A 19,688-nucleotide genomic window follows, 5' to 3' on the forward strand; every position below is an offset into this window, starting at 1 on the left:
TCACCTCACCGGCGCCGAGTTATCCTCAGCGTTCAAGGGGCCTGAAACCCTAAATCTGGTGATTAGGCTTAGTCCAGAAGTTCCCGGAGCCGCACTGCAAGCTCCCGCGCCGTGTAGGGTTTCTTGAGCCAGCTTCCCGATTGGGCAAGTTCGCGTCCGGCGATTGCCGGCTCGGCATAACCCGACGTGAACAGCACCCTGATATTCGGCCGCCACGCACGGACCTCCGCCGCCAGTTCGTCGCCTGTCATGCCGCCCGGCATGACGATGTCGGTAAACAGCAGCGCGATGTCCTCGTTCTGGGCGAGCCGGTCGAGCGCTTCCACGCCATTCGAGGCTTCGATGATGCTATAGCCGAAGTCCGTCAAACGCGAGACCGCCACACGACGCACTCTGGGATCGTCCTCAACGACGAGGATCTTCTCCGTTCCACCGGGGATTTCGGCGATCTTACGGGAACCGTCATCCGGCAACCCCACGCCTGCGTTTGCTCTTTGCGTTGCCGGCAGGAAAATCCTGACACTGGTGCCCTGCCCCGGCTCACTGTAGAGCTGGATATTGCCGCCGGACTGCTTGGCGAAACCATAGACCATGGAAAGGCCAAGGCCGGTTCCGGAACCGACACCCTTGGTGGTGAAGAACGGTTCGAAGGCCTTTTCCTTCACCTCCGGCGTCATGCCCGTGCCTGTGTCCGTCACCGAGATCAGCACATAGTCGCCGGTGCGCATATGCGGATACATCTGGGCATAATCGACGTCCAGCTTGACCCTTGAAATGTCAATCGTCAGCTTGCCGCCGCGCGGCATGGCATCCCGCGCATTGAGGGCAAGGTTAAGAAGCGCGTTCTGGAACTGCGACGCATCGACGAGCGCCTCGTTGGAGGTGCCGTTCACGATAGTCCGAAGTTCGATGGTTTCCCCTAGCGTCCGCCGCAAGAGATTTGCAAATCCGGAGACAAGGCCACCGACATCCACCAGTTCCGGATTGAGGGGCTGGCGGCGCCCGAAGGCCAGAAGCTGGCCGGTCAGCTTGGCGCCGTCCTCGGACGCGTCCTGCGCCTCGTGCAGCAGAGCCAGCAGCTTTTCATCCGAGAGCTTGTTCTCGATCATCTCGAGATTACCGCTGATGACGGTCAGCAGGTTGTTGAAGTCGTGCGCCAGCCCGCCGGTGAGCTGGCCGATCGCCTCCATCTTCTGCGATTGCCTCAGTTCTTCCTCGATCTTGTGGCGGCTGGTGAGGTCGCGGATGAAGCCGGTGAAGATGCGCTTGCCATTGGTGATCGCCTCGCCCACCGCAAGCTCCATGGGAAACACAGATCTGTCTTTCCGCTGTCCTATGACGACGCGACCGTACCCGATGATGCGGCGCTCGCCTGTCCGAATATACCGGGCAAGATAGTTGTCGTGCACCTCTTTGGCTGACGCTGGCATCAGCAGGTTAACGGAGCGCCCGACAACCTCCTCAGAGGAATATCCGAACAGCCGCTCCGCTGCGGCGCTGAAAGACGTGATGATACCGGTTTCGTCAATGACGACCATCGCCTCAGGAACCGTATCCAGGATCGACCGCAGATGCGCCTCCCGTCCGGCAAGATCGTTCTGGACCTTTTTCATATCCGTGATGTCGTTGTTCGTCTGGATGATGATCGCAGCACCATCGCGCGACGAATTGACAGCCACCCATCGGGTTGCCGCGAATATTGGATGACCGTCCTTATGGTGATGAACGACCTCTCCCTCCCATACATGGTGGGTTTGGATATGCCGGCGGATTTCATCGAGCGGAAGTGGAAATTGTGCTGCGAGCAAGTCGTAGACCACCTTGCCGATCGCTTCGCTCCTCTGCCAGCCATAAAGCTGCTCGCAGCCGCCTGTCCATCGGCTGATGACACCATCCAAACCATGGACGATCAGATTTGCGTCATCGAGCACATTCGCAACAGCGTTAAGGAGATTCTCAGTGGTCGCGACGATGGCCGTATTCCCGCTCATGGTGGATCCGTGAATGATGCTCGTCAGTGGCGCCGGCGATCCCCTTGAACCATCAGGTCACGAAGCATTTCCGGACATTCGCTGTCATCGCCGGCAAGCTGGGCAAGCATTCCGGGCTTTTCGATCTTGATGAAATGACGGGCAGCGGGATTCACGACATTGACGACCCCCTTGCCGATGAGCTTGGTGATGGTGCGGGACACCGTCTCGATCGTGAGACCCAGATAGTCGGCCATGTCCTGGCGCGTCATCGGCAGTTCGAGAGTAGTATCGCGATTGCCTGCGGCTATTGTGCGCTGCAGGTGCTTGAGGAGAAACGTGCAAAGCCTTTCTTCGGCCGTCTTGCTCGACAGAAGCACCAATTGATCCTGAACCGCAGCCATCTCGTCACAGACACGAGAGAAAACCTCGGGGCGCAGGTCATCCGAATCCGCGACTGCCTCATCGAAAGTTTTGCGGGCAATCCGACGAATTTTGGTCGGAGTGATTGCTTCGGCGCTGTAGAGATACCGTTCCTTCAGGGAAACACCGACAATGTCACCCGCGTAGAGGAAGCCTGTGATGACCCGTCGGCCGTCCGACAGAATCCGAAAGATCCGGAGCGTGCCTTCGACAACTTCGAAAACGTGTTTCGCCTCGTCACCTTCGAAGAAAAGCGACTGGCCTACCGCCAGATGTTCGATCGGCTGCCTGGAAAAGAGCCCATGCAGGCTTTCGGCCTCCTTGAAGAGAGCTGCCTTCGCCACCTGGTGAGCATTCGCATAGCTGCTGAGAAACACTGTTTTCGCCTCCGTTCTTTCTACGGAGGATTTGACCTTTTCAAGTAACACGCGGATGCAAGGCGTGTGAAAAATGGTTCGATTTGGTAACAGTCTGTAACAAACGGGTCTACAAAACGTGCCAGCGGATCACACGTGGCCGGCAATGTGCTTCGGCAGATAACCCTGCCGGGCAGCGGCCCGCAATTCGACGCACTGCGCATTGCAACCCAGAAGGGCGGAGCTTCCGTGAAACGGAGCACTCTTTCCTGACGCAACGCCGTCGCTAATCGGGGATCAGCACACGTTGACAATCTGCCGTCGAGAGGCCCGCAAAGGCGAGATCACGGATTTCAGCTGCATCCCTCCCCTGCAACGGGACAGGACCTGCCGGCAATCCCCGTGCCGCTGGCCTGCCGCCGGCAACGGGAAGCAGGGCGAGCTCTTCGCAGGTGCCGTCATCCGCCAAGGTCAACCGGATCGCGGCGCTGCGCCAGACGTCGACGCCCCTTTCGTCATAGGTTGCGGAGCGTCGGGTGTGAAAGACGAAATTGCCGAGGCCGGGGATGATCGCCTTGCCGCGATGGAAAGTGACCGGCTGCATGACAGGCGCGCCCGAGCCGAGGATCACGTCTGCACCGTCTTCGATCAGGCCCCGGCAGATATCGGTGAACCAGTCCGGCGGCTTCTTCCAATCCGAATCCCAGTGATGGCCGTGGATCGCCACCGCAACGAGATGCCCGGCAGCCTTGGCGGTGTTCATGCCTGAAACAAGCCGCTGCATATCGTCTTCGTCGGCCAACCAGTGAGCGGCGATCGCCTGGCCCGAAACCACAGACGTGCCGAAAACTTCGAGGTCCGTATCTCTCCAGGTTTCATAACCGACCGCGGCGCGGGCGGCGGCGCGCTTGTCGTCCCCAAGGGCGCCGACGATCTGCCGTAGCGTTTCAAACTCCGTCGGTGGCACCCTGACGGTGCGTTTCATCCGAAGCGGCGCGATGCCGGCGCGATCGGCCGATGCATAATTGATATCCGGCTGCGGGCCGAGATCGACGGAGAAGATCGCCAGCGACTTCCCTTGCTTAGGCACGATGGCCGGTGCGGCGGCCTCGTCGATATTCACTCCGCTGCCGGCGAGTTCCAGCCCAGCCTGCTCCGCCATAGCCCGCGTCGCGGCGATGCCCGGCGGGCCGAGATCGAAGGCGTGGTTGTTGGCATGCGTCAACGCATGAAAGCCAAGTTCCCGCACGGAAGTGAGCGCGTCCGGCGACGCGAGATGCAATGTCTTCGTCTTGGTCGGCCAGGCGCCTGACATCTCGACCGTCGCCTCCAGATTGGCAAAGGTGGCGTCCGCCTTCAGGAAGTCCCTGACCTTGCGATGCCCCTCGCCCGTGAGATCGAGCGGGCTGTGGATGAGGATTTGGCCGGTGACGGCAATGATAATCGACATGGCTAATTCGCGAAGGGTTTCAGCGCCATCATCGCTTCACCGCGGACGATCGGCAAGCGGATCGCCGATGGCCGCGCGGCGTCACAAAATACGGAATTGCGAGCGATCTGCGTTGTGCGCCCCCGGCCTTCCGGGGCGTAGGTATTCGGGTTGACGTCGTATTTCGGGAAATTGGACGAGGAAATGTCGAGCCGGATGTGATGCCCCTTGGCGAAAAGATTGGCCGTCGCGAAAGGCTCTATCGTCACCTTGAAAACCTCGCCCGCGACGATCGCCTCTGGTTTTTCCCAGGATTTTCGGTAGCGGCAGCGGATAATCCCGTCGGTAATGTTGAGCGCATAACCGGTCGGATAGTCCTCGCTCGGTGGATAAACGTCGACAAGTTTCGCGGTGAAATCCGTGTCCGGCGCATCCGAGGAAACGTATAGCTCGACGATGATCGGGCCGACGACGGCGACGTCCTCTGCCAGTATCTCGGTCTCGAAGGAGAGCACGTCTGCCCGGGCAGAAAGAGGCAGTCCTGGGTGCTTCGAGCCGTAGAACTTCTCGCCTTCGCGCTGGTCAAAGCCGCCACCCTCAAAGATCGGCTGGCCGCTGGTCAGAGAACCACCGATGGTCGGCACGGGATTCTTCGGGTCGTAGTCGTAGACGAAAGGCTCGATATCGGCTTTCGGCTCGTCGGTAGAAAGCGAGCCATTCTGGTGAATGTAGAAATTGCGATATTCCGTTCCCGGCAGGGGCCAGTCGGCCGCTTCGATCCAGCGGCCTCCGTGATCCAGATGACCGTCCTCGTTGCGGATACCCGAGCCGCCGCCCATGACGAAGGTGCGCACTGCCGGTTCCTGCGACACGCCGTTTTCCTCACCCTTCAGCCATCGGTCGAACCAATTGCGGCGGAAAGCAAGCCAGCTTTCGACCACATTTCCTCCAAGCGACGCGGCCGCACCGAAGGAGGTGTCACCAGCGAAGGTCGTGTTGCGGTTGCCGTGCAGCCACGGCCCCATGATGAGTTGAAGCGGCCTGCTCTTCTTGCTGGAAAGGCCGCGAAAATTGTCGAGCGTCGATCTGACATAAGCGTCATACCAGCTCGACATCAGAACAATCGGCACCTCGGGGAAGGTATCGTAGAAGCCTTCCATATAGAGGCCAACGCGGCGCCAACTCTCATCGAACGTGCCGCTGCGCCATTGGTCAAGCAGATAGCTTTCATATTCCGGCATCCAGCGGACCGGTGAAACGCCTTCGCTCCAGGGCATGACGCTGAACCAGGCCTTGATATCTTCTGCTTCGATGGCGGCACGAGCCAACTCATCACCCTCGCCGATCGCCTGATTATAGGCCCATGTCGCCTGCTTGAGTTCGAAGGCGCCGCCCTGGCGGATGCCGCACTGATAAGCATTCGAAAAGCCGCCTGAATCCATCACCATACAGGCAAGGCCAGGCGGGTTAAGGCAGGCGAGCGCGGCTTGCGTATGCGCCGCATAGGAAAGCCCCATCGTGCCGAACCGGCCGTTCGACCAAGGCTGCTCGACCAACCAGCGGGCGGTATCGTAACCATCAGCGGCTTCGGAGATGTATTTGCTGAATTCGCCTTCGGAATTATAGCGACCGCGGCAATCCTGATAAACAACGGTGTAACCGGCGCGGACGAAATAGGAGGCAACCTCGTGGCGCTTCATCGGCGTGGACATGCCCACTTCGATCTCGGATCGGGAGCGTTCCGTCTTACCGTAAGGGGTGCGTTCCAGGATCGCCGGCAGCCGGGCCTCGATCACTTTGCCGTCCTTGGCCGGCTGGTAGATGTCGGTTGCAAGCCTGATACCGTCTCGCATCGTCACCATCACATCGCGTTCGACGACCACGTCGTCGGCTATCACCTCGCGGCGCGATGCCGTCAGGGTATCCATGTCCGTATCCTCAAAAATTGCCAGGAAAAGACCCGAACCGGCTCGCCACATCCCGACGCCGGCCCGGGGATGCCGCGTGCCGAGAGAACCAGCACGACGGCTTATCTCTTGCACTGCGGCTTACTCGGCGAGCCCCGCGAGCGTCGCGCTCGTGTCTTCCGTCATGTTGGCAATGTAGGAAAGATTCGCCTTGCCGGCCCAGTGGACCTTTTGCCAGTAGAGCGGAATGACCGGGACATCGGCAAAGACGGCCTTGGTCGCCTTCTGCAGCAATTCCACGCGTTTCTTCGCATCGAACTCGGCAGTTGCCGTGCGCATCATCTCATCGAAGGCCGGATTGCTGTATTTGACGCGATTGAACGAGCCGGTGCCGGCTTCCTTGTTCGCCGTCATCAGCAGGTTGCGCAGTCCCGTTGCAGATGTCGGCGTCGAGTTGCCGAGCGAGAAGATGAAGGCCGAAAATTCGCCTGCTGAGGCACCCTTGGTGTAGACATTGTAGGGCTGCGCCACGACACCATTCACTTTGAGCCCGCCACGGGCGAACATCTGTCCGAGCGCCTGAGCGACCTCCGCATCGCCGGGGAAGCGGTCATTCGAAGTATGGATGGTGACGCCGAAACCGTCCTTGTAGCCCGCTTCCGCCAGCAGCTTCTTCGCATTGTCGGCATTGAATGCCGGTGCGGCAATCGAGGGATCATTGCCCGCGACGCCGGTAGGCACGAGCTGGCCTGCCGGTTCGGCAGAGCCGTCCAGGATGCGGTCGATGATCAACTGACGGTTGATCAGTTCAGAGAGCGCGGTGCGGACCTTCACGTCCTTCAGCGGGTTCGTGTCGAGCGGTTTGCCATCCTTGTCGGTGATGAAGGGACTTTTGTCGCGGGCGCTGTCAAGCGCAAGGTAGATCATGCGGGCAGAGGCAATCGAAAAGACCTTGAGGCCGGAAATACCTTCAATTGTCTTCACATCGCCCGGCGGCACGGCGTCGATCAGGTCGACCGCGCCGGAGCGAAGTGCCGCGACACGCGACGCGTCGTTCGAGATGAACTTGATCGTGACATTGTCAAAATCCTGTTTCTCGCCCCAGAAATCGTCATTGCGGGTCAGGACCAGGTTGTCGCCTGGCGTCCAAGACTTGAACCTGTAGGCGCCCGTGCCGATTGCTGCCTCGCCGCTGTTGAAGTCCTCGATGGAAGCCCCCTCCGCGACCTTCTTCTCGACGATGTAGACGAAACCGATCTGTTCCATGAAGTCCGGTGTCGGCTTCTTGGTCTTGAACTCGATCGTCAGATTGTCCAGTGCCTTCATGCTGTCGATCGAGGCCACGTTGCCGGAAAACGGCGCCGGGCTGTTCGGAATGTCCTTGGCGCGGGTCAGCGAGAAGATCACGTCCTCGGCCGTCAGCGGGTTGCCGTCATGGAACTTGACGCCTTCGCGCAGCGTCACATGCCAGGTGAGAGGATCGAGGTTTGTCCAGGAGACCGCCAGCGCCGGCTCGACGTTGATCGCCGCGTCCGTTTGTACAAGACGATCAAAGATCTGCATGGCAATGTTCTGATTGTTGCCGGTGCGTGAGAACTGCGGGTCGATCGCCGACGGTTCGGTGGCGCTGCCGAGTACCAGGTCGGCGGCCTGAGCCGAGCTCAGTGCGATGACGGTGGCAGCAACCCCCGCCAGCAGGAATTTCATCGGTTTCATAAGTCTGTTCCCTTCCTTTTTAGATAGCCGGTTTAGATGGCCGGTTCGGCCGTTGCATTCTTCGTTTCAATCGCAGCCAGATCGTTCAGGTGGCAGGCGCTGACATGACCGACCGCATTCTGTTTCAGGACCGGCCGCTCCACACGGCAGCGGTCGAACGCCTTCGGGCAGCGGGGGTGGAAATGGCATCCCGGCGGCGGATGAAGCGGTGACGGGATTTCCCCCTTGATCGGCGTGAAAATGCGGTGGCGGTCGGCAACCGTCGGCAGCTCGCGAATGAGGGCCTGGGTGTAGGGATGTTTGGGATCATCAAAAAGTTCGTCGGGCGTGGCGCTTTCCACGACGCGGCCGAGATACATGACGACCACCCGGTCGCAGATATGCTTCACCACGCCAAGATCGTGGCTGATAAAGAGGTAGGTCAGGCCGAATTCCCGCTTCAGGTCCATGAAGAGGTTGAGGATCTGCGCCTGGATGGAGACATCGAGGGCTGCGACGGATTCGTCGCAGACCAGCAGTTTGGGTTTCACCGCCAGCGCCCGGGCGATGCCGATGCGCTGCCGCTGGCCACCGGAGAATTGATGCGGATAACGATCGAGATAGGAAGCGTCGAGGCCGACGCGCTCGGCGAGCGACGCGACATAATCACGAACCTCCCGGCCCTTGACGATGCCGTGTACCCGTGGCGCCTCACCGATCAGGTCGATCACCCGCTTCCTCGGATTGAGCGTCGACATCGGATCCTGGAAGATCATCTGGGCGGAAAGCCGCATGGCGCGTTTGTCGTCACCCTGCAGCGAGGTCAGCGGCCGGCCCTTCCAGCGTACCTCGCCGCCGCTCGCTGGCATGATGCCGGCCATCACCCGGCCGAGCGTCGATTTCCCGCAGCCCGATTCGCCGACAAGGCCGACCACCTCGCCCGGATAGACCGCGAGATTGACTTCGTCGACCGCATGTACGGTCTTTTCCTCGAGGCCCGCCCCGAAGAGATTGGCGATCTTTTCCGCATAGTCGAGCTTGCGGGAAAACCGCCGGCTGACGTCTACGGCTTCCACGAGCGGGGTCGTCATGCGACGCTCCAGAGGTGAGGGTGGAAACAGCGGAACTCGCGGCCGGCGGCGATTTCCGGCATCGGTTCGGTGGCGCAGACATCGGTGGCCCGGGCGCAGCGATCACGGAAGGCGCAGCCGGAAGGGCGCGACAAAGGCGACGGCGCGAAACCGGGGATCGGACGAAGCGGCTCGCCGCGCGGAACGGCAGCCGGAACCGCGCTGAGCAGCCCGGACGTATATGGATGACGCGGCTCGGTCAGCACGCCGTCCACCTGGCCAGCCTCGACGATCTTGCCCGCATACATGACCATGATCCGGTCCGCGAGTGCGGCGACGACGCCGAGGTCATGGCTGATCCAGATCAGCGCCATGCCGAATTCGGCAGCTAGCCGCTTGATCTCGAAGAGTATCTGCGACTGGATCGTCACGTCGAGCGCCGTCGTCGGTTCATCCGCAATGATCAGATCCGGCCGGTGCAGGAGCGCAATGGCAATCGCCACGCGCTGGCGCATGCCGCCAGAGAACTGGTGCGGATAGGCATCGAGCCGCTCCTCCGGCGAGGGAATGCCCACAAGGCCAAGTGCATCGCGCGAACGGGCCCAGGCCTCGGCGCGCGAGACCTTGCCATGGGCCAATACTGTCTCGATCATCTGGGTGCCGATCGAAAGCACCGGGTTCAGTGTCATCATCGGATCCTGGAAGATCATCGCGATGCGTTTACCCCGGATCGTCCGCATGGCGGCTGGCGACAGCTTCAACAAATCCTCGCCTTTGAACAGGATCTGCCCGGAAACGACGCGGCCGGGCGGATCGACGAGGCCGAGGATCGAAAAGCCGGTGATCGACTTGCCGGAGCCGGATTCGCCGACCAAACCGACGATTTCCTTCTGGCCAACCGCGAAGCTCACGTCATCGATGGCCTTCAGCACGCCGCGACGGGTCATGAAATGAGTGGAAAGGTTCTTGACTTCGAGAATCGGGGTCATCGTGCTCACCTTTCGCCCAGTCTCGGGTTCAGCACCTCGCGGAGGCGGTCGCCGACGATGTTGATCGAGAAAACGAGCACGAGCAGCAATAAGCCGGGATAGACGCTGATCCAGTATTCGCCGGACATCAGAAGCTGATAGCCGTTGGCGATCAGCAGGCCGAGCGAGGGTTCGGTGATCGGCAGACCGATGCCGAGGAAGGAGAGCGTCGCCTCCGCCGAGATGGCATGCGCGACCTGCAGCGTGCCGATGACGATCAGCGGTGGAAGACAGTTCGGCAGGAGATGGCCGATCAGGATGCGCGGCGTCGAAATTCCAAGCGTTACCGCCGCCTCGACATAGTCCTTGTTCTTCTCGACCAGTGCCGCACTCCTGACGGCGCGGGCGAAGGTCGCCCATTGCACGAGGATCAGTGCGAAGATGACCTTCCAGAGTCCCTGCCCCAGCAGAGCCAGCAGCATCAGCGCGACAAGGATGGTCGGGAAACCGAGCATCAGGTCGACGATGCGCATGATCAGCGCATCAATGCGGCCGCCGAAATAGGCGGCGATCAGGCCGAGCACCGTGCCCACCACCAACGCGACGAGGCCGGAGAACACCCCGACGCCGAGGCTGGTCCGCAGACCATAGATCATCGCCGAGAACATGTCGCGACCCTGGCCGTCGGTGCCGAGCCGATAAATAAGACCATCCATGCTTTCCGAGCCCGGCGGCAGCTTGGAATCGAGAATGTCGAGGACCGCGAGGTCGAAGGGGTCCTGGGGAGTCAGATAGGGGCCGACGATCGCGGCGAAGAGCAGGATGATGCAGACAATCGCGGCAATAACAGCTTTGGGGCTCTCGGCAATGCCCATGACGAGCCGGCCGAACAGAGTATCGTCACGGAATGAAGAAACGCGCGCATTCATTGGGCATCTCCCAGCCGGACGCGCGGATCGACCAGCGAATAGAGGACGTCGACCACGAAGTTGATGAAAATGAAGAGGCTGACAATGACCAGCAGGTAGGCAACCACGACCGGCCGATCGAGCCGCATGATCGAGTCGATCAGCAGCTTTCCGATGCCTGGCCAGGCGAAGATCGTTTCGGTCACGACCGCAAAGGCCAGCATGCTGCCGAGTTCGAGGCCGACCACCGTGATCAGCGGAACCAGGATGTTCTTGAAGACGTGGACGAAGACGATACGCTTTTCGGACAGGCCCTTGGCCCGGGCGAATTTGACGAAATCAAGCGGCATGGTTTCACGAACGCCGGTGCGGGTCAGGCGGATCACCAGCGAGAGTTTGAAGAGCGACAGGTTGATCGCCGGCAATATGAGATGAGCGAGACCATCCAGCGTGAAGAGGCTGGATCGGATGCCGAGGAATTCTCCCATCTGGCCGCGTCCGGTGGACGGCAGCCAGCCGAGCCAAACGGAAAAGATCATGATCAGCATCATGCCCTGCCAGAAACTTGGCAGCGAGAAGCCGAAGATCGAGCCGGTCATGATCGCTTCATCGGTGGCGCTATTCGGCTTCAGACCGGAGAGAAGGCCGAGCGGAATGCCAAGGACCAGCGCGAAAACGAGGCCGGTCAGCGTCAGCTCCAGTGTTGCCGGCAGGCGTTCGAAGATCAGGCTGATCGAGGGACGGTTGAAGACGAAGGAACGGCCCAGGTCGCCGTGCAACGCATTCCAGGCAAAGGTCAGGAATTGCTGCCAGAGCGGCTTGTCGAGGCCGAGCGATGTGATGACCTGCGCGCGTTCGGCGGGGCTCGCATCCGGCGAAATCAGCATCTCGATCGGATCACCGATCGCATAAATGCCGATGAAGACGATAATGGCCGTTACGAGCAGGACGGCGATACTCTGCAGGAAGCGACGGATGACAAAGACCGTCATGACATGCGCTCCCGCTGATCCATCCCGGCGGGACAGAGAATTTTCATGGAGAATGTTCCCCTGTTCTATTTGTTGAAAATGACGATAACGGCGCGCGAAAGATGCGCAATATTATGATTGGAATGCATGAACCTATGCATTTTGTGCGCGGAAACCTGTTTCGCTCTTCGCTTGTCTTCGTTGCAGCGTTACCTCTAAGATCGCGCCATGAACTTCAAGCAGCTCGAAATCTTCAAGACAATCATGGATACCGGCTCGACCATGGCGGCAGCCGCTCAGCTTGGCCTGTCGCAGTCGGCAATCAGCCGCCAGCTCGCTTCGCTTGAAGAGCAGATCGGGCGGGAACTTTTCCTGCGCGACAAAGGCCGGCTCATTCCGCGGCCCGAGGCGCATCTCCTTGTCGGTGAAGTGGATGACGTCGCCCAGAGCGTCGCGCGGCTGAGGATCAAGATCGGCGACGTCCGGACCGGCGCCTTCGGCGAGGCGCTCGTGCGCGTCGCCTTCCCGCACAGCCTGTCGACCACCATGCTGCCGCCCATCGTCGCCCGCTTCAAATCCGACCATCCACGTGTAACCGTGGAGATCCTGAGCGGGCCTTATGACGCAATCGAACGGATGGTCCGCAACCGGGTCGCCGACCTTGGCTTCGTCCGCTTGCCGCCGGAGGAGCATTCGTTCGATGCCCGGCCGCCTTTGTGAGCGGCACGACCTGTGTCATGCCGGCCGGCCATCCGCTCGCAGCCAAGCAGACGATCGACGTCAACGACCTCGCCCGCAACGACCTGATCCTGCTCGGCCGGCAGCGCGTCAACCGCAATGAGCTGGAGCATGAGCTGCGCCGGATGGTGCCGACCTATCGCTGCAGCCTGGAGGTCCATTCGGTCGAAACCGCCTGCGCCTGCGCCGCACAAGGGCTCGGCATCGCGATCGTGCCCTCTCTCATCGCCAACTTCTTCCGCAGCGACGCGATCGCCATGCGGCCTTTCCTGCCCGACAAAGTCTCCGATTACGGCATCATCACCATGCCAGGGGCGCCGCTGTCATGGACCGCCGAGGCCTTCATCAACATCATCAAGACAAATGCAACCGAAACGGCGCCTTGAATATCTCAGACCGGTCATCAGGTCAGTGCAAGCGCATCCTTGAGGCCCAGGCCCTGCTTGAGCTGGAGATCGAGATCGGCCTCGATGTGATCGATGTGATGAATCATGAGCTGGGTGGCCTGTCGGCCATCGCCTTTTTCAAGCGCGTCGAGAATGGCGGAATGTTCCGCATGCCCACAGCTCGACACACCGGAACGCCCGTATAGCGCGATAACAAGCGAGGAGCGCGCGACAAGCTCATCCATGAATTTCTGCAGGATGAGATTGCCTGCGACGGAGGCCAGCATGAGGTGAAAGTCGCCCGACGCCTTGATCTCGGCACGGCGGGCGGCGGGGCCGCGCTCGTTCATATAGCGCTCTTCTTCCTCAAGCTGACGGCGGAACTGTTCGATATCGGCAGGTGTGATGCGCTCAATAGCCGCCGCTACGATTCCCGGCTCGATCAACCGGCGGGAGGCGAAGATCTGTTTCGCCTCCTCCGGAGAGGGATTGGAAACGAACGCGCCGCGATTGCGCTCGGTTTTCACCAGCCCCTCGAACGCGAGCATCTGAAGCGCTGCACGCGCCACAGTGCGGCTGACATCGAAGAGAGAGCCCACCTCGCTTTCGGAAAGCTTCGTTCCCGGCGTGAGCCGCCGATCGATGATCGCATTGCGCAATGCTTCGCGGATCGCCAGCGAGCGGTCCTCGGGCGATGTCTCGGTGAAGGTGATCTTCTCGTTGATAGTCATGTCGTGATCCGATGCGGACCCTTTGTAACGCGAGCGGTCGCAAAATGCCAAGAGGATTGTTTTTGATCGAATCCCAAGATTGCATACGATTTATCCACATAATCGAAGCCGATCGCACGATTTTTGCGCAACACCTGGAACGAGCGTTCGTTTCCGGAGATAAATACAAGTCTTCCCAAAAGCTTAAATGAACTGGCACGGTTGATGCTTGGCAATATGCGACGCAAGTGGAGCGCCGGATGAGCAAAGCAGCCCAAATCGACATCGCCTCAGTCTCGAAGATCTACGGCACTACCACCGCCGTGCATGCCATCAGCCTGAAAATTCCGGCCGGTACCTATTGTTGCCTGCTCGGACCTTCCGGTTGCGGCAAGACCTCGACGCTTCGGATGATCGCAGGGCACGAGAGCATCTCCTCCGGCGATATCCGCCTCGGCAATGCGGTCGTCACAGACCTGCCGCCCGCGAGACGCGGTACGGCGATGATGTTCCAGTCCTATGCGCTCTTCCCGCATCTCGACCTCGTCGACAACGTCGCCTTCAGCCTGAAGATGAAGGGCGTCAGCAAGGATGAACGGCACGCCAAGGCGCTCGACATGCTGAAGCTGATGCAGCTCGAAGCCTATGCGACGCGACGCCCTGCCCAGCTTTCCGGCGGCCAGCAACAGCGCGTGGCGCTTGCCCGCGCATTGATCACCGATCCGGAAGCGCTGCTTCTCGACGAACCGCTTTCCGCACTCGATCCGTTTCTGAAAATCCGCATGCGCGCGGAGCTTAAGAAGCTTCAAACTTCGCTCGGCATCACCTTCGTACATGTGACGCACAGCCAGGAAGAGGCGATGGCGCTCGCCGATCTGATCGTCGTCATGAACGACGGTCGCATCGAGCAGGCCGCCCATCCACGCATGGTCTTCGAGCGACCGGCGACGGCCTTCGTCGCCCGTTTCATGGGCGACCACAATGTTATCTCCGGCCGCGTGATCGAGAGTTCGGAGAACATGCTGAAACTGTCGGTGCCGGCCGGCGGTGAATTTCTCGCCACCAATACCGGCGCAGCCGGCCTGACGGATTCCGCCGATATCGCTGTGCGGACCGATCGTGTCCGGATCGGCGAACCGTCGGAAAAGGGCCTGGGCTTCACCGGTTCGGTCACCAACGTCGAATATCGCGGGTCATCCGTGAAACTGTCGGTCAACGGAGCCGGCGTCGAGGACTTCACGGCCATCCTTTCCGACACTGCATTCTTCGCCAATCGAGTCAAGGTCGGAGAAGCCATCCCGTTGTGCTGGAACCGTGAGGACGTGGTCGTTCTCGGCCGCCTCAAGCACTGACGCCGCCTACAAAAATCCAACCAGAGGAGAACAAGGGCAATGACTGACACAACCAAGACCAGCAAGGGCATTTCGCGCCGCTCGCTGCTGAAAACCGCTTCCGCTGCAGCCGGTCTTGCCGCCGGTTCCGGCGCCATCAGCGGCTTTCCGACTATCTGGGCGCAGAATCCGATCACGCTGCGCCAGTTCGGCACTGGTGTTTCAAACCTCAACGCGATCGCCGAAAAGTGCAGGGCCGACCTCGGCATCACGCTCGAAATGACGGCAACCGACTCCGACGCTGCGGCGCAGCGTGCCGTCACCCAGCCGAATTCCTACGACATCGCCGACATAGAATACTGGATCCTGAAGAAGGTCTATCCGGCCGGCGTCATCCAGCCAATGGATGTGAAGAAGCTCAAATATTACGACAAGGTCGTGCCGCTCTTCAAAACCGGCAAGTTGAAGCCCGACAGCGTCATCGCGCAAGGCACTGCGCCGCACACCGTCGGTTTCGTGGAAAAGCCCGGCACCAAGACCTTCGCAAAGTCCGAGACCCAGTGGTTCACCATGATGCCGACGATCTACAACGCCGACACGCTCGGCATCCGTCCGGATCTCGTCGGCCGCGAGATCACCACCTGGGCAGACATCATGGACCCGAAGTTCAAGGGCAAGACTTCCATCCTCAACATCCCGTCGATCGGCATCATGGACGCGGCGATGATCATGGAGGCCATGGGCAACATCAAATATGCCGACAAGGGCAATATGACCAAGGAAGAGATCGACAAGACGATCGATTTCCTGATCAAGGCCAAGCAGGGCGGTCAGTTCCGTGCCTTCTGGAAAAGCTTCGACGAGAGCGTCAATCTCATGGCATCCGGCGAAGTCGTCATCCAGTCCATGTGGTCGCCTGCCGTTGCCGCCGTCCGCTCCAAGGGCATCGCCTGCAAATACCAGCCGCTCAAGGAAGGCTATCGTTCGTGGGGCGGCGGTCTCGGTCTCGCCGCGCACCTTTCCGGCGCCAAGCTCGATGCGGCTTATGAATACATCAACTGGTACACGTCTGGCTGGGTCGGTGCCTATCTCAACCGGCAAGGCTACTACTCGGCGGCGATGGAAACCGCCAAGCAGTTCATGAGCGAAGACGAGTGGGGTTTCTGGGTCGAAGGCAAACCGGCCAAGGGCGATATCGTCGCGCCGGACGGCAAGGTGATGGAGAAGGCCGGCGCGGTTCGCGACGGCGGATCGTTCGATGAGCGCATGGGCAAGGTCGCATGCTGGAATTCCGTCATGGACGAGGACCGCTACATGGTCCGCCGCTGGAACGAGTTCATAGCAGCCTGATCCGTCAGCAGTTGCGGCAGCCACGAGTGTCTCCTTTTCCCCGTACGAACGGGGAAAAGGCGCCCGGCGGGGCGGATGAGGGGCAAGACCCACAGGAGCAGCCATCATGGCGACGATGACATCCTCGGAAACGGGAAAAGCCGAAGGCGGGCGGGCGAAAGGTTTCCGCCTGTCGCCCGTCCTGATCTCCTATCTCCAGGCGGCGCCACTGACGCTGATCCTCGGCGGCTTCCTGCTCATCCCGATCCTGATGACCGGCATCGTCAGCTTCTGGGACTACGATTTCGCCCAGATGTATCCGGACTTCGTCACCTTCAACTACACTGAGACGCTCGGCTCCTGGGTAACCTGGAAAACCTATCTCAACACCTTGAAATTCGCCTTCCTAGTCTGGGCGGTCACGCTCTTCATCGGGTTCTGGGTTGCCTATTTCCTTGCCTTCCATATCCGCACCACCGCCATGCAGATGGTGCTGTTTCTCGTCTGCACCGTTCCCTTTCTGACGTCCAACATCATCCGCATGATCTCCTGGATACCGGTTCTCGGGCGCAACGGCCTCGTCAACTCGGCACTGACCAATGCCGGCATCGTTTCCGAACCGGTCGAATGGCTGCTCTATTCGGATTTCGCCGTCGTGCTCGCCATGGTGCATCTCTACACGCTCTTCATGGTGACCCCGATCTTCAATACGCTGATGCGTATCGACAAGACGCTGGTCGAGGCCGCGCGCGACGCTGGCGCATCGGGTTGGCAGGTCCTTACAAACGTCATCATCCCGCTTGCCAAGCCCGGTATGGCGATCGGCACGATCTTCGTCGTGACGCTGGTCATGGCGGACTTTTCCACCGTGCAAGTCATGTCCGGTGGCCAGAGCGCCTCCGTAGCGCTGATGATGAAGAACCAGATGTCGCTGCTTCAATATCCGGCCGCGGCAGCGAATGCCGTCGTGCTGCTCGTCCTCGTCCTCCTTATGGTCGCGGGCATCCTGCGCATCGTCGATATCCGCAAGGAGCTCTGACATGCATTCCGAAAAACGCTCCCGCGAATTCTATATCCTGGCGATCTTCTTCGCAGTCTTCGTGCTGTTCCTCTACGGCCCGCTCTCGGCGATCCTGATCCTGTCCTTCCAGGGGCCGAACGGCGGCCTCACCTTCCCGCTGAACGGCCTATCGCTGCACTGGTTCTTCAACCTGTTCGAGACCCAGGCGGTCGGTGATTTCGGCGGCTCTTTCCGTCGTTCGCTGATGCTGGGGCTGATGGTGATGATCGTAACGGTGGTCGTATCGTTGCTGGCCGGCCTCGCCTTCCGCCGCAGTTTCACGGGCGCAACCCCGCTCTTCTATCTCTCGGTCGCCAGTCTCGTCGTGCCCTCAATCATCATCTCGCTCGGCATCGGCGTGCTTTTCCAGCAGATCGGCCTTCAGCCGGCCTGGTATTCCTCGGCCTTCGGGGCTCATCTGACCTGGACGCTGCCCTTCGGCGTGCTGATCATGTTCGCCGTCTTCAACCGCTTTTCGCCGGCCTACGAGGAAGCCGCGCGCGATCTCGGTGCGACCTCATGGCAAACGTTCCGCCATGTCGTGCTTCCGATGATCGCGCCGAGCCTCGTCGGCGTCGGCCTGTTCGGTTTCACCCTCTCCTATGACGAGTTCGCACGCACCCTGATGACTGCCGGCACCTTCAACACGCTGCCACTCGAAATCTACGGCATGACGACCAATGTCACGACGCCGGTGCTTTACGCCCTCGGCACGGTGACGACCGTGTTTTCCTTCCTCGTTATTGCCGGCACGCTGGGCTTCATCGTCCATCTCAACCGACGCCGCCAGCGTTCGTGAACGCGAAATCATGCGCATCCTTGTTGTCAATCCAAACACCACCTCCAGCATGACCGCGACGATCGCCGATTCCGCGACGCGTGTCGCCAATGCCGACACTGAGATAGTCGCGGTCACCTCCTCCATGGGGCCGGTCTCCATCGAAGGCTATTACGACGAAGCTTTCGCCGTTCCCGGCCTTTTGATGGAAATTGCCAAGGGCGAGAAGGCAGGAGCGGATGCCGCCATCATCGCCTGCTTCGACGACACCGGCCTCGATGCCGCCCGCGCGCTCGCCCATATTCCGGTCATCGGCATCTGCGAAGCGGCGCTTGCCGCGACTGCCTTCATTGCCCAGCGTTTCACCATCGTCACGACCATGGAACGCTCGCGCCTGCCGCTCGAACATCTTGTCCATCGCTACGGCATGGCGGGCCGTTGCAAGGTTCGCGCCGCCGACATCCCGGTTCTCTCCCTCGAAGATCCAAACTCCAACGCACGTGACCGATTGCGCAGCGAGATCGCCACCGCGTTGCGCGACGAGGACAAGGCGGAAGCGATCGTGCTCGGATGCGCCGGCATGGCCGATCTGACGGCCGAGTTGCGGGCGGAGTTCGGCGTACCCGTGGTCGATGGCGTTGCCGCCGCCGTCAAGCAGGCCGAGGCACTCGTCACGCTCGGGCTTTCCACGGCCAAGCGCGGCGCCTATGCTTCGCCGGTGCCGAAACCTTACAAGGGGCTGCTCGAAGCATTCGAGCCGCGTAAGATCGCCGCCTCATGACCACCGATCCGATCATCCGCCCGCTGACGCTTGCCGAGACCACGACGCTCGTGGATTGGGCGCGCAGCGAAGGCTGGAATCCGGGATTTGCCGATGCACCGGCCTTTTATGCCGCTGACCCGCAAGGGTTCATCGGCTGCTTCGTCGATGATGAAATGGCCGCCGGCATCTCCGCCGTGCGGTACGGGGCCGATTTCGGCTTCATCGGGCTTTACATCGCCCATCCCGATTTTCGCGGTAAAGGCTATGGCCGCAGGGTTTGGGACGCAGGCATGGCGCATCTCGAAGGAAGAACTGTCGGCCTTGACGGCGTTCCCGAGCAACAGGCGAATTATCACAGTATGGGTTTCGAAACAGCCTATGAGACGTTCCGGTGGAGCGGCAGCCTCGTTGGCGATGCGGCCGACGAGGTGGTCTGCATCACTGCCGCTCTCGCTACTACCGTGACTGCTTTTGACCGAAAATTCTTCCCGTCGGAGCGCGATGCTTTTCTCGCCGAATGGCTGAAGCCGCCGAGGCTTGCCAAAGCAGTCCTCGAGGATGGTGAGATCCGGGGCTACGCAGTCGGCCGGAAATGTCACGACGGCTATAAAATCGGCCCTCTGTTTGCCGAAAGCATAGCTGACGCCGAACTGCTTCTTGGGACTTGCGCCGCCGAAGCGGGAGGTGCCCCTTTGCACATCGACGTCCCGGCCTCACAGGCCGAGTTTTCCGGCCGACTGGCGGCCTACGGTTTTTCCAAAGGTTTTACGACGGCGCGCATGTATCGCGGAAAGGCTCCCATTGTGCAAAGGCAAGGTGTCTTCGGTATCACGACACTCGAACTCGGCTAGTGGGCGAATATTGCAACGTCTACATAAGTCTCGGTCAGTGTCTCA

Annotated in this window: 18 protein-coding genes; 8 read left to right on the forward strand and 10 right to left on the reverse strand. The window is 60.5% G+C overall.

Going from position 1 to position 19,688, the window contains the following annotated elements; genetic code table 11:
- Positions 1-68: 68 nt before the first annotated feature.
- From J2046_RS07520 to J2046_RS07560, 9 genes are all read right to left on the reverse strand, one after another.
- Complete coding sequence (locus J2046_RS07520) at positions 69-1,991, reverse strand: hybrid sensor histidine kinase/response regulator (RefSeq protein WP_210050637.1); 1,923 nt, start codon at positions 1,989-1,991, stop codon at positions 69-71.
- Positions 1,992-2,014: 23 nt separating this feature from the next.
- Positions 2,015-2,770 carry a helix-turn-helix domain-containing protein gene (locus J2046_RS07525; protein ID WP_210050638.1) on the reverse strand — a complete coding sequence of 252 codons (756 nt, stop codon included), beginning with the start codon at positions 2,768-2,770 and terminating at the stop codon, positions 2,015-2,017.
- Positions 2,771-3,035: 265 nt separating this feature from the next.
- Positions 3,036-4,199, reverse strand: coding sequence for a CapA family protein (locus tag J2046_RS07530; protein WP_210050639.1), 1,164 nt, complete (start codon positions 4,197-4,199; stop codon positions 3,036-3,038).
- 2 nt (positions 4,200-4,201) lie between these two features.
- On the reverse strand, positions 4,202-6,106 hold the full coding sequence (locus J2046_RS07535; protein ID WP_233469608.1) for a CocE/NonD family hydrolase: 1,905 nt from the start codon (positions 6,104-6,106) through the stop codon (positions 4,202-4,204).
- A gap of 120 nt (positions 6,107-6,226) precedes the next feature.
- Positions 6,227-7,801, reverse strand: a complete 1,575-nt coding sequence (locus J2046_RS07540; RefSeq protein WP_210050640.1) for an ABC transporter substrate-binding protein — start codon at positions 7,799-7,801, stop codon at positions 6,227-6,229.
- A gap of 32 nt (positions 7,802-7,833) precedes the next feature.
- Complete coding sequence (locus J2046_RS07545) at positions 7,834-8,871, reverse strand: ABC transporter ATP-binding protein (RefSeq protein ID WP_233469609.1); 1,038 nt, start codon at positions 8,869-8,871, stop codon at positions 7,834-7,836.
- On the reverse strand, positions 8,868-9,839 hold the full coding sequence (locus tag J2046_RS07550; RefSeq protein WP_210050641.1) for an ABC transporter ATP-binding protein: 972 nt from the start codon (positions 9,837-9,839) through the stop codon (positions 8,868-8,870). The genes J2046_RS07545 and J2046_RS07550 overlap by 4 nt, the downstream gene beginning before the upstream one ends.
- A gap of 5 nt (positions 9,840-9,844) precedes the next feature.
- Positions 9,845-10,747, reverse strand: coding sequence for an ABC transporter permease (locus J2046_RS07555; protein ID WP_210050642.1), 903 nt, complete (start codon positions 10,745-10,747; stop codon positions 9,845-9,847).
- Positions 10,744-11,718, reverse strand: coding sequence for an ABC transporter permease (locus J2046_RS07560; RefSeq protein WP_210050643.1), 975 nt, complete (start codon positions 11,716-11,718; stop codon positions 10,744-10,746). The genes J2046_RS07555 and J2046_RS07560 overlap by 4 nt, the downstream gene beginning before the upstream one ends.
- Positions 11,719-11,925: 207 nt before the next feature.
- Here J2046_RS07560 and J2046_RS34115 point away from each other — a divergent pair, with 207 nt between their 5' ends.
- On the forward strand, positions 11,926-12,417 hold the full coding sequence (locus J2046_RS34115) for a LysR family transcriptional regulator (RefSeq protein ID WP_210050644.1): 492 nt from the start codon (positions 11,926-11,928) through the stop codon (positions 12,415-12,417).
- Positions 12,414-12,821, forward strand: a complete 408-nt coding sequence (locus J2046_RS34120) for a LysR substrate-binding domain-containing protein (protein WP_210050645.1) — start codon at positions 12,414-12,416, stop codon at positions 12,819-12,821. Before J2046_RS34115 ends, J2046_RS34120 begins: the two co-directional genes overlap by 4 nt.
- A 17-nt stretch (positions 12,822-12,838) precedes the next feature.
- Here J2046_RS34120 and J2046_RS07575 read toward each other — a convergent pair whose 3' ends face one another.
- Positions 12,839-13,552, reverse strand: coding sequence for a GntR family transcriptional regulator (locus tag J2046_RS07575; protein ID WP_210050646.1), 714 nt, complete (start codon positions 13,550-13,552; stop codon positions 12,839-12,841).
- A gap of 239 nt (positions 13,553-13,791) precedes the next feature.
- Between J2046_RS07575 and J2046_RS07580 the strand changes: the two genes are divergently transcribed.
- From J2046_RS07580 to J2046_RS07605, 6 genes are all read left to right on the forward strand, one after another.
- Positions 13,792-14,883, forward strand: a complete 1,092-nt coding sequence (locus J2046_RS07580) for an ABC transporter ATP-binding protein (protein WP_210050648.1) — start codon at positions 13,792-13,794, stop codon at positions 14,881-14,883.
- 39 nt (positions 14,884-14,922) lie between these two features.
- The gene (locus tag J2046_RS07585) at positions 14,923-16,212 is read left to right on the forward strand and encodes an ABC transporter substrate-binding protein (protein ID WP_210050649.1); all 1,290 of its coding nucleotides are present in this window, start codon (positions 14,923-14,925) and stop codon (positions 16,210-16,212) included.
- 106 nt (positions 16,213-16,318) lie between these two features.
- Entirely contained in the window at positions 16,319-17,230 is a 912-nt protein-coding gene (locus J2046_RS07590) for an ABC transporter permease (RefSeq protein WP_210050651.1), read from the forward strand.
- A 1-nt stretch (position 17,231) separates the two neighbouring features.
- Positions 17,232-18,050: an ABC transporter permease gene (locus J2046_RS07595; RefSeq protein ID WP_210050653.1), complete on the forward strand. Its 819-nt coding sequence runs from the start codon at positions 17,232-17,234 to the stop codon at positions 18,048-18,050.
- Positions 18,051-18,060: 10 nt separating this feature from the next.
- Positions 18,061-18,810 carry an aspartate/glutamate racemase family protein gene (locus J2046_RS07600; RefSeq protein WP_210050654.1) on the forward strand — a complete coding sequence of 250 codons (750 nt, stop codon included), beginning with the start codon at positions 18,061-18,063 and terminating at the stop codon, positions 18,808-18,810.
- Complete coding sequence (locus J2046_RS07605) at positions 18,807-19,643, forward strand: GNAT family N-acetyltransferase (protein WP_210050655.1); 837 nt, start codon at positions 18,807-18,809, stop codon at positions 19,641-19,643. Before J2046_RS07600 ends, J2046_RS07605 begins: the two co-directional genes overlap by 4 nt.
- Positions 19,644-19,688 lie beyond the last annotated feature (45 nt).

This window comes from Neorhizobium petrolearium, assembly GCF_017873175.1.
GTDB lineage: Bacteria > Pseudomonadota > Alphaproteobacteria > Rhizobiales > Rhizobiaceae > Neorhizobium > Neorhizobium petrolearium.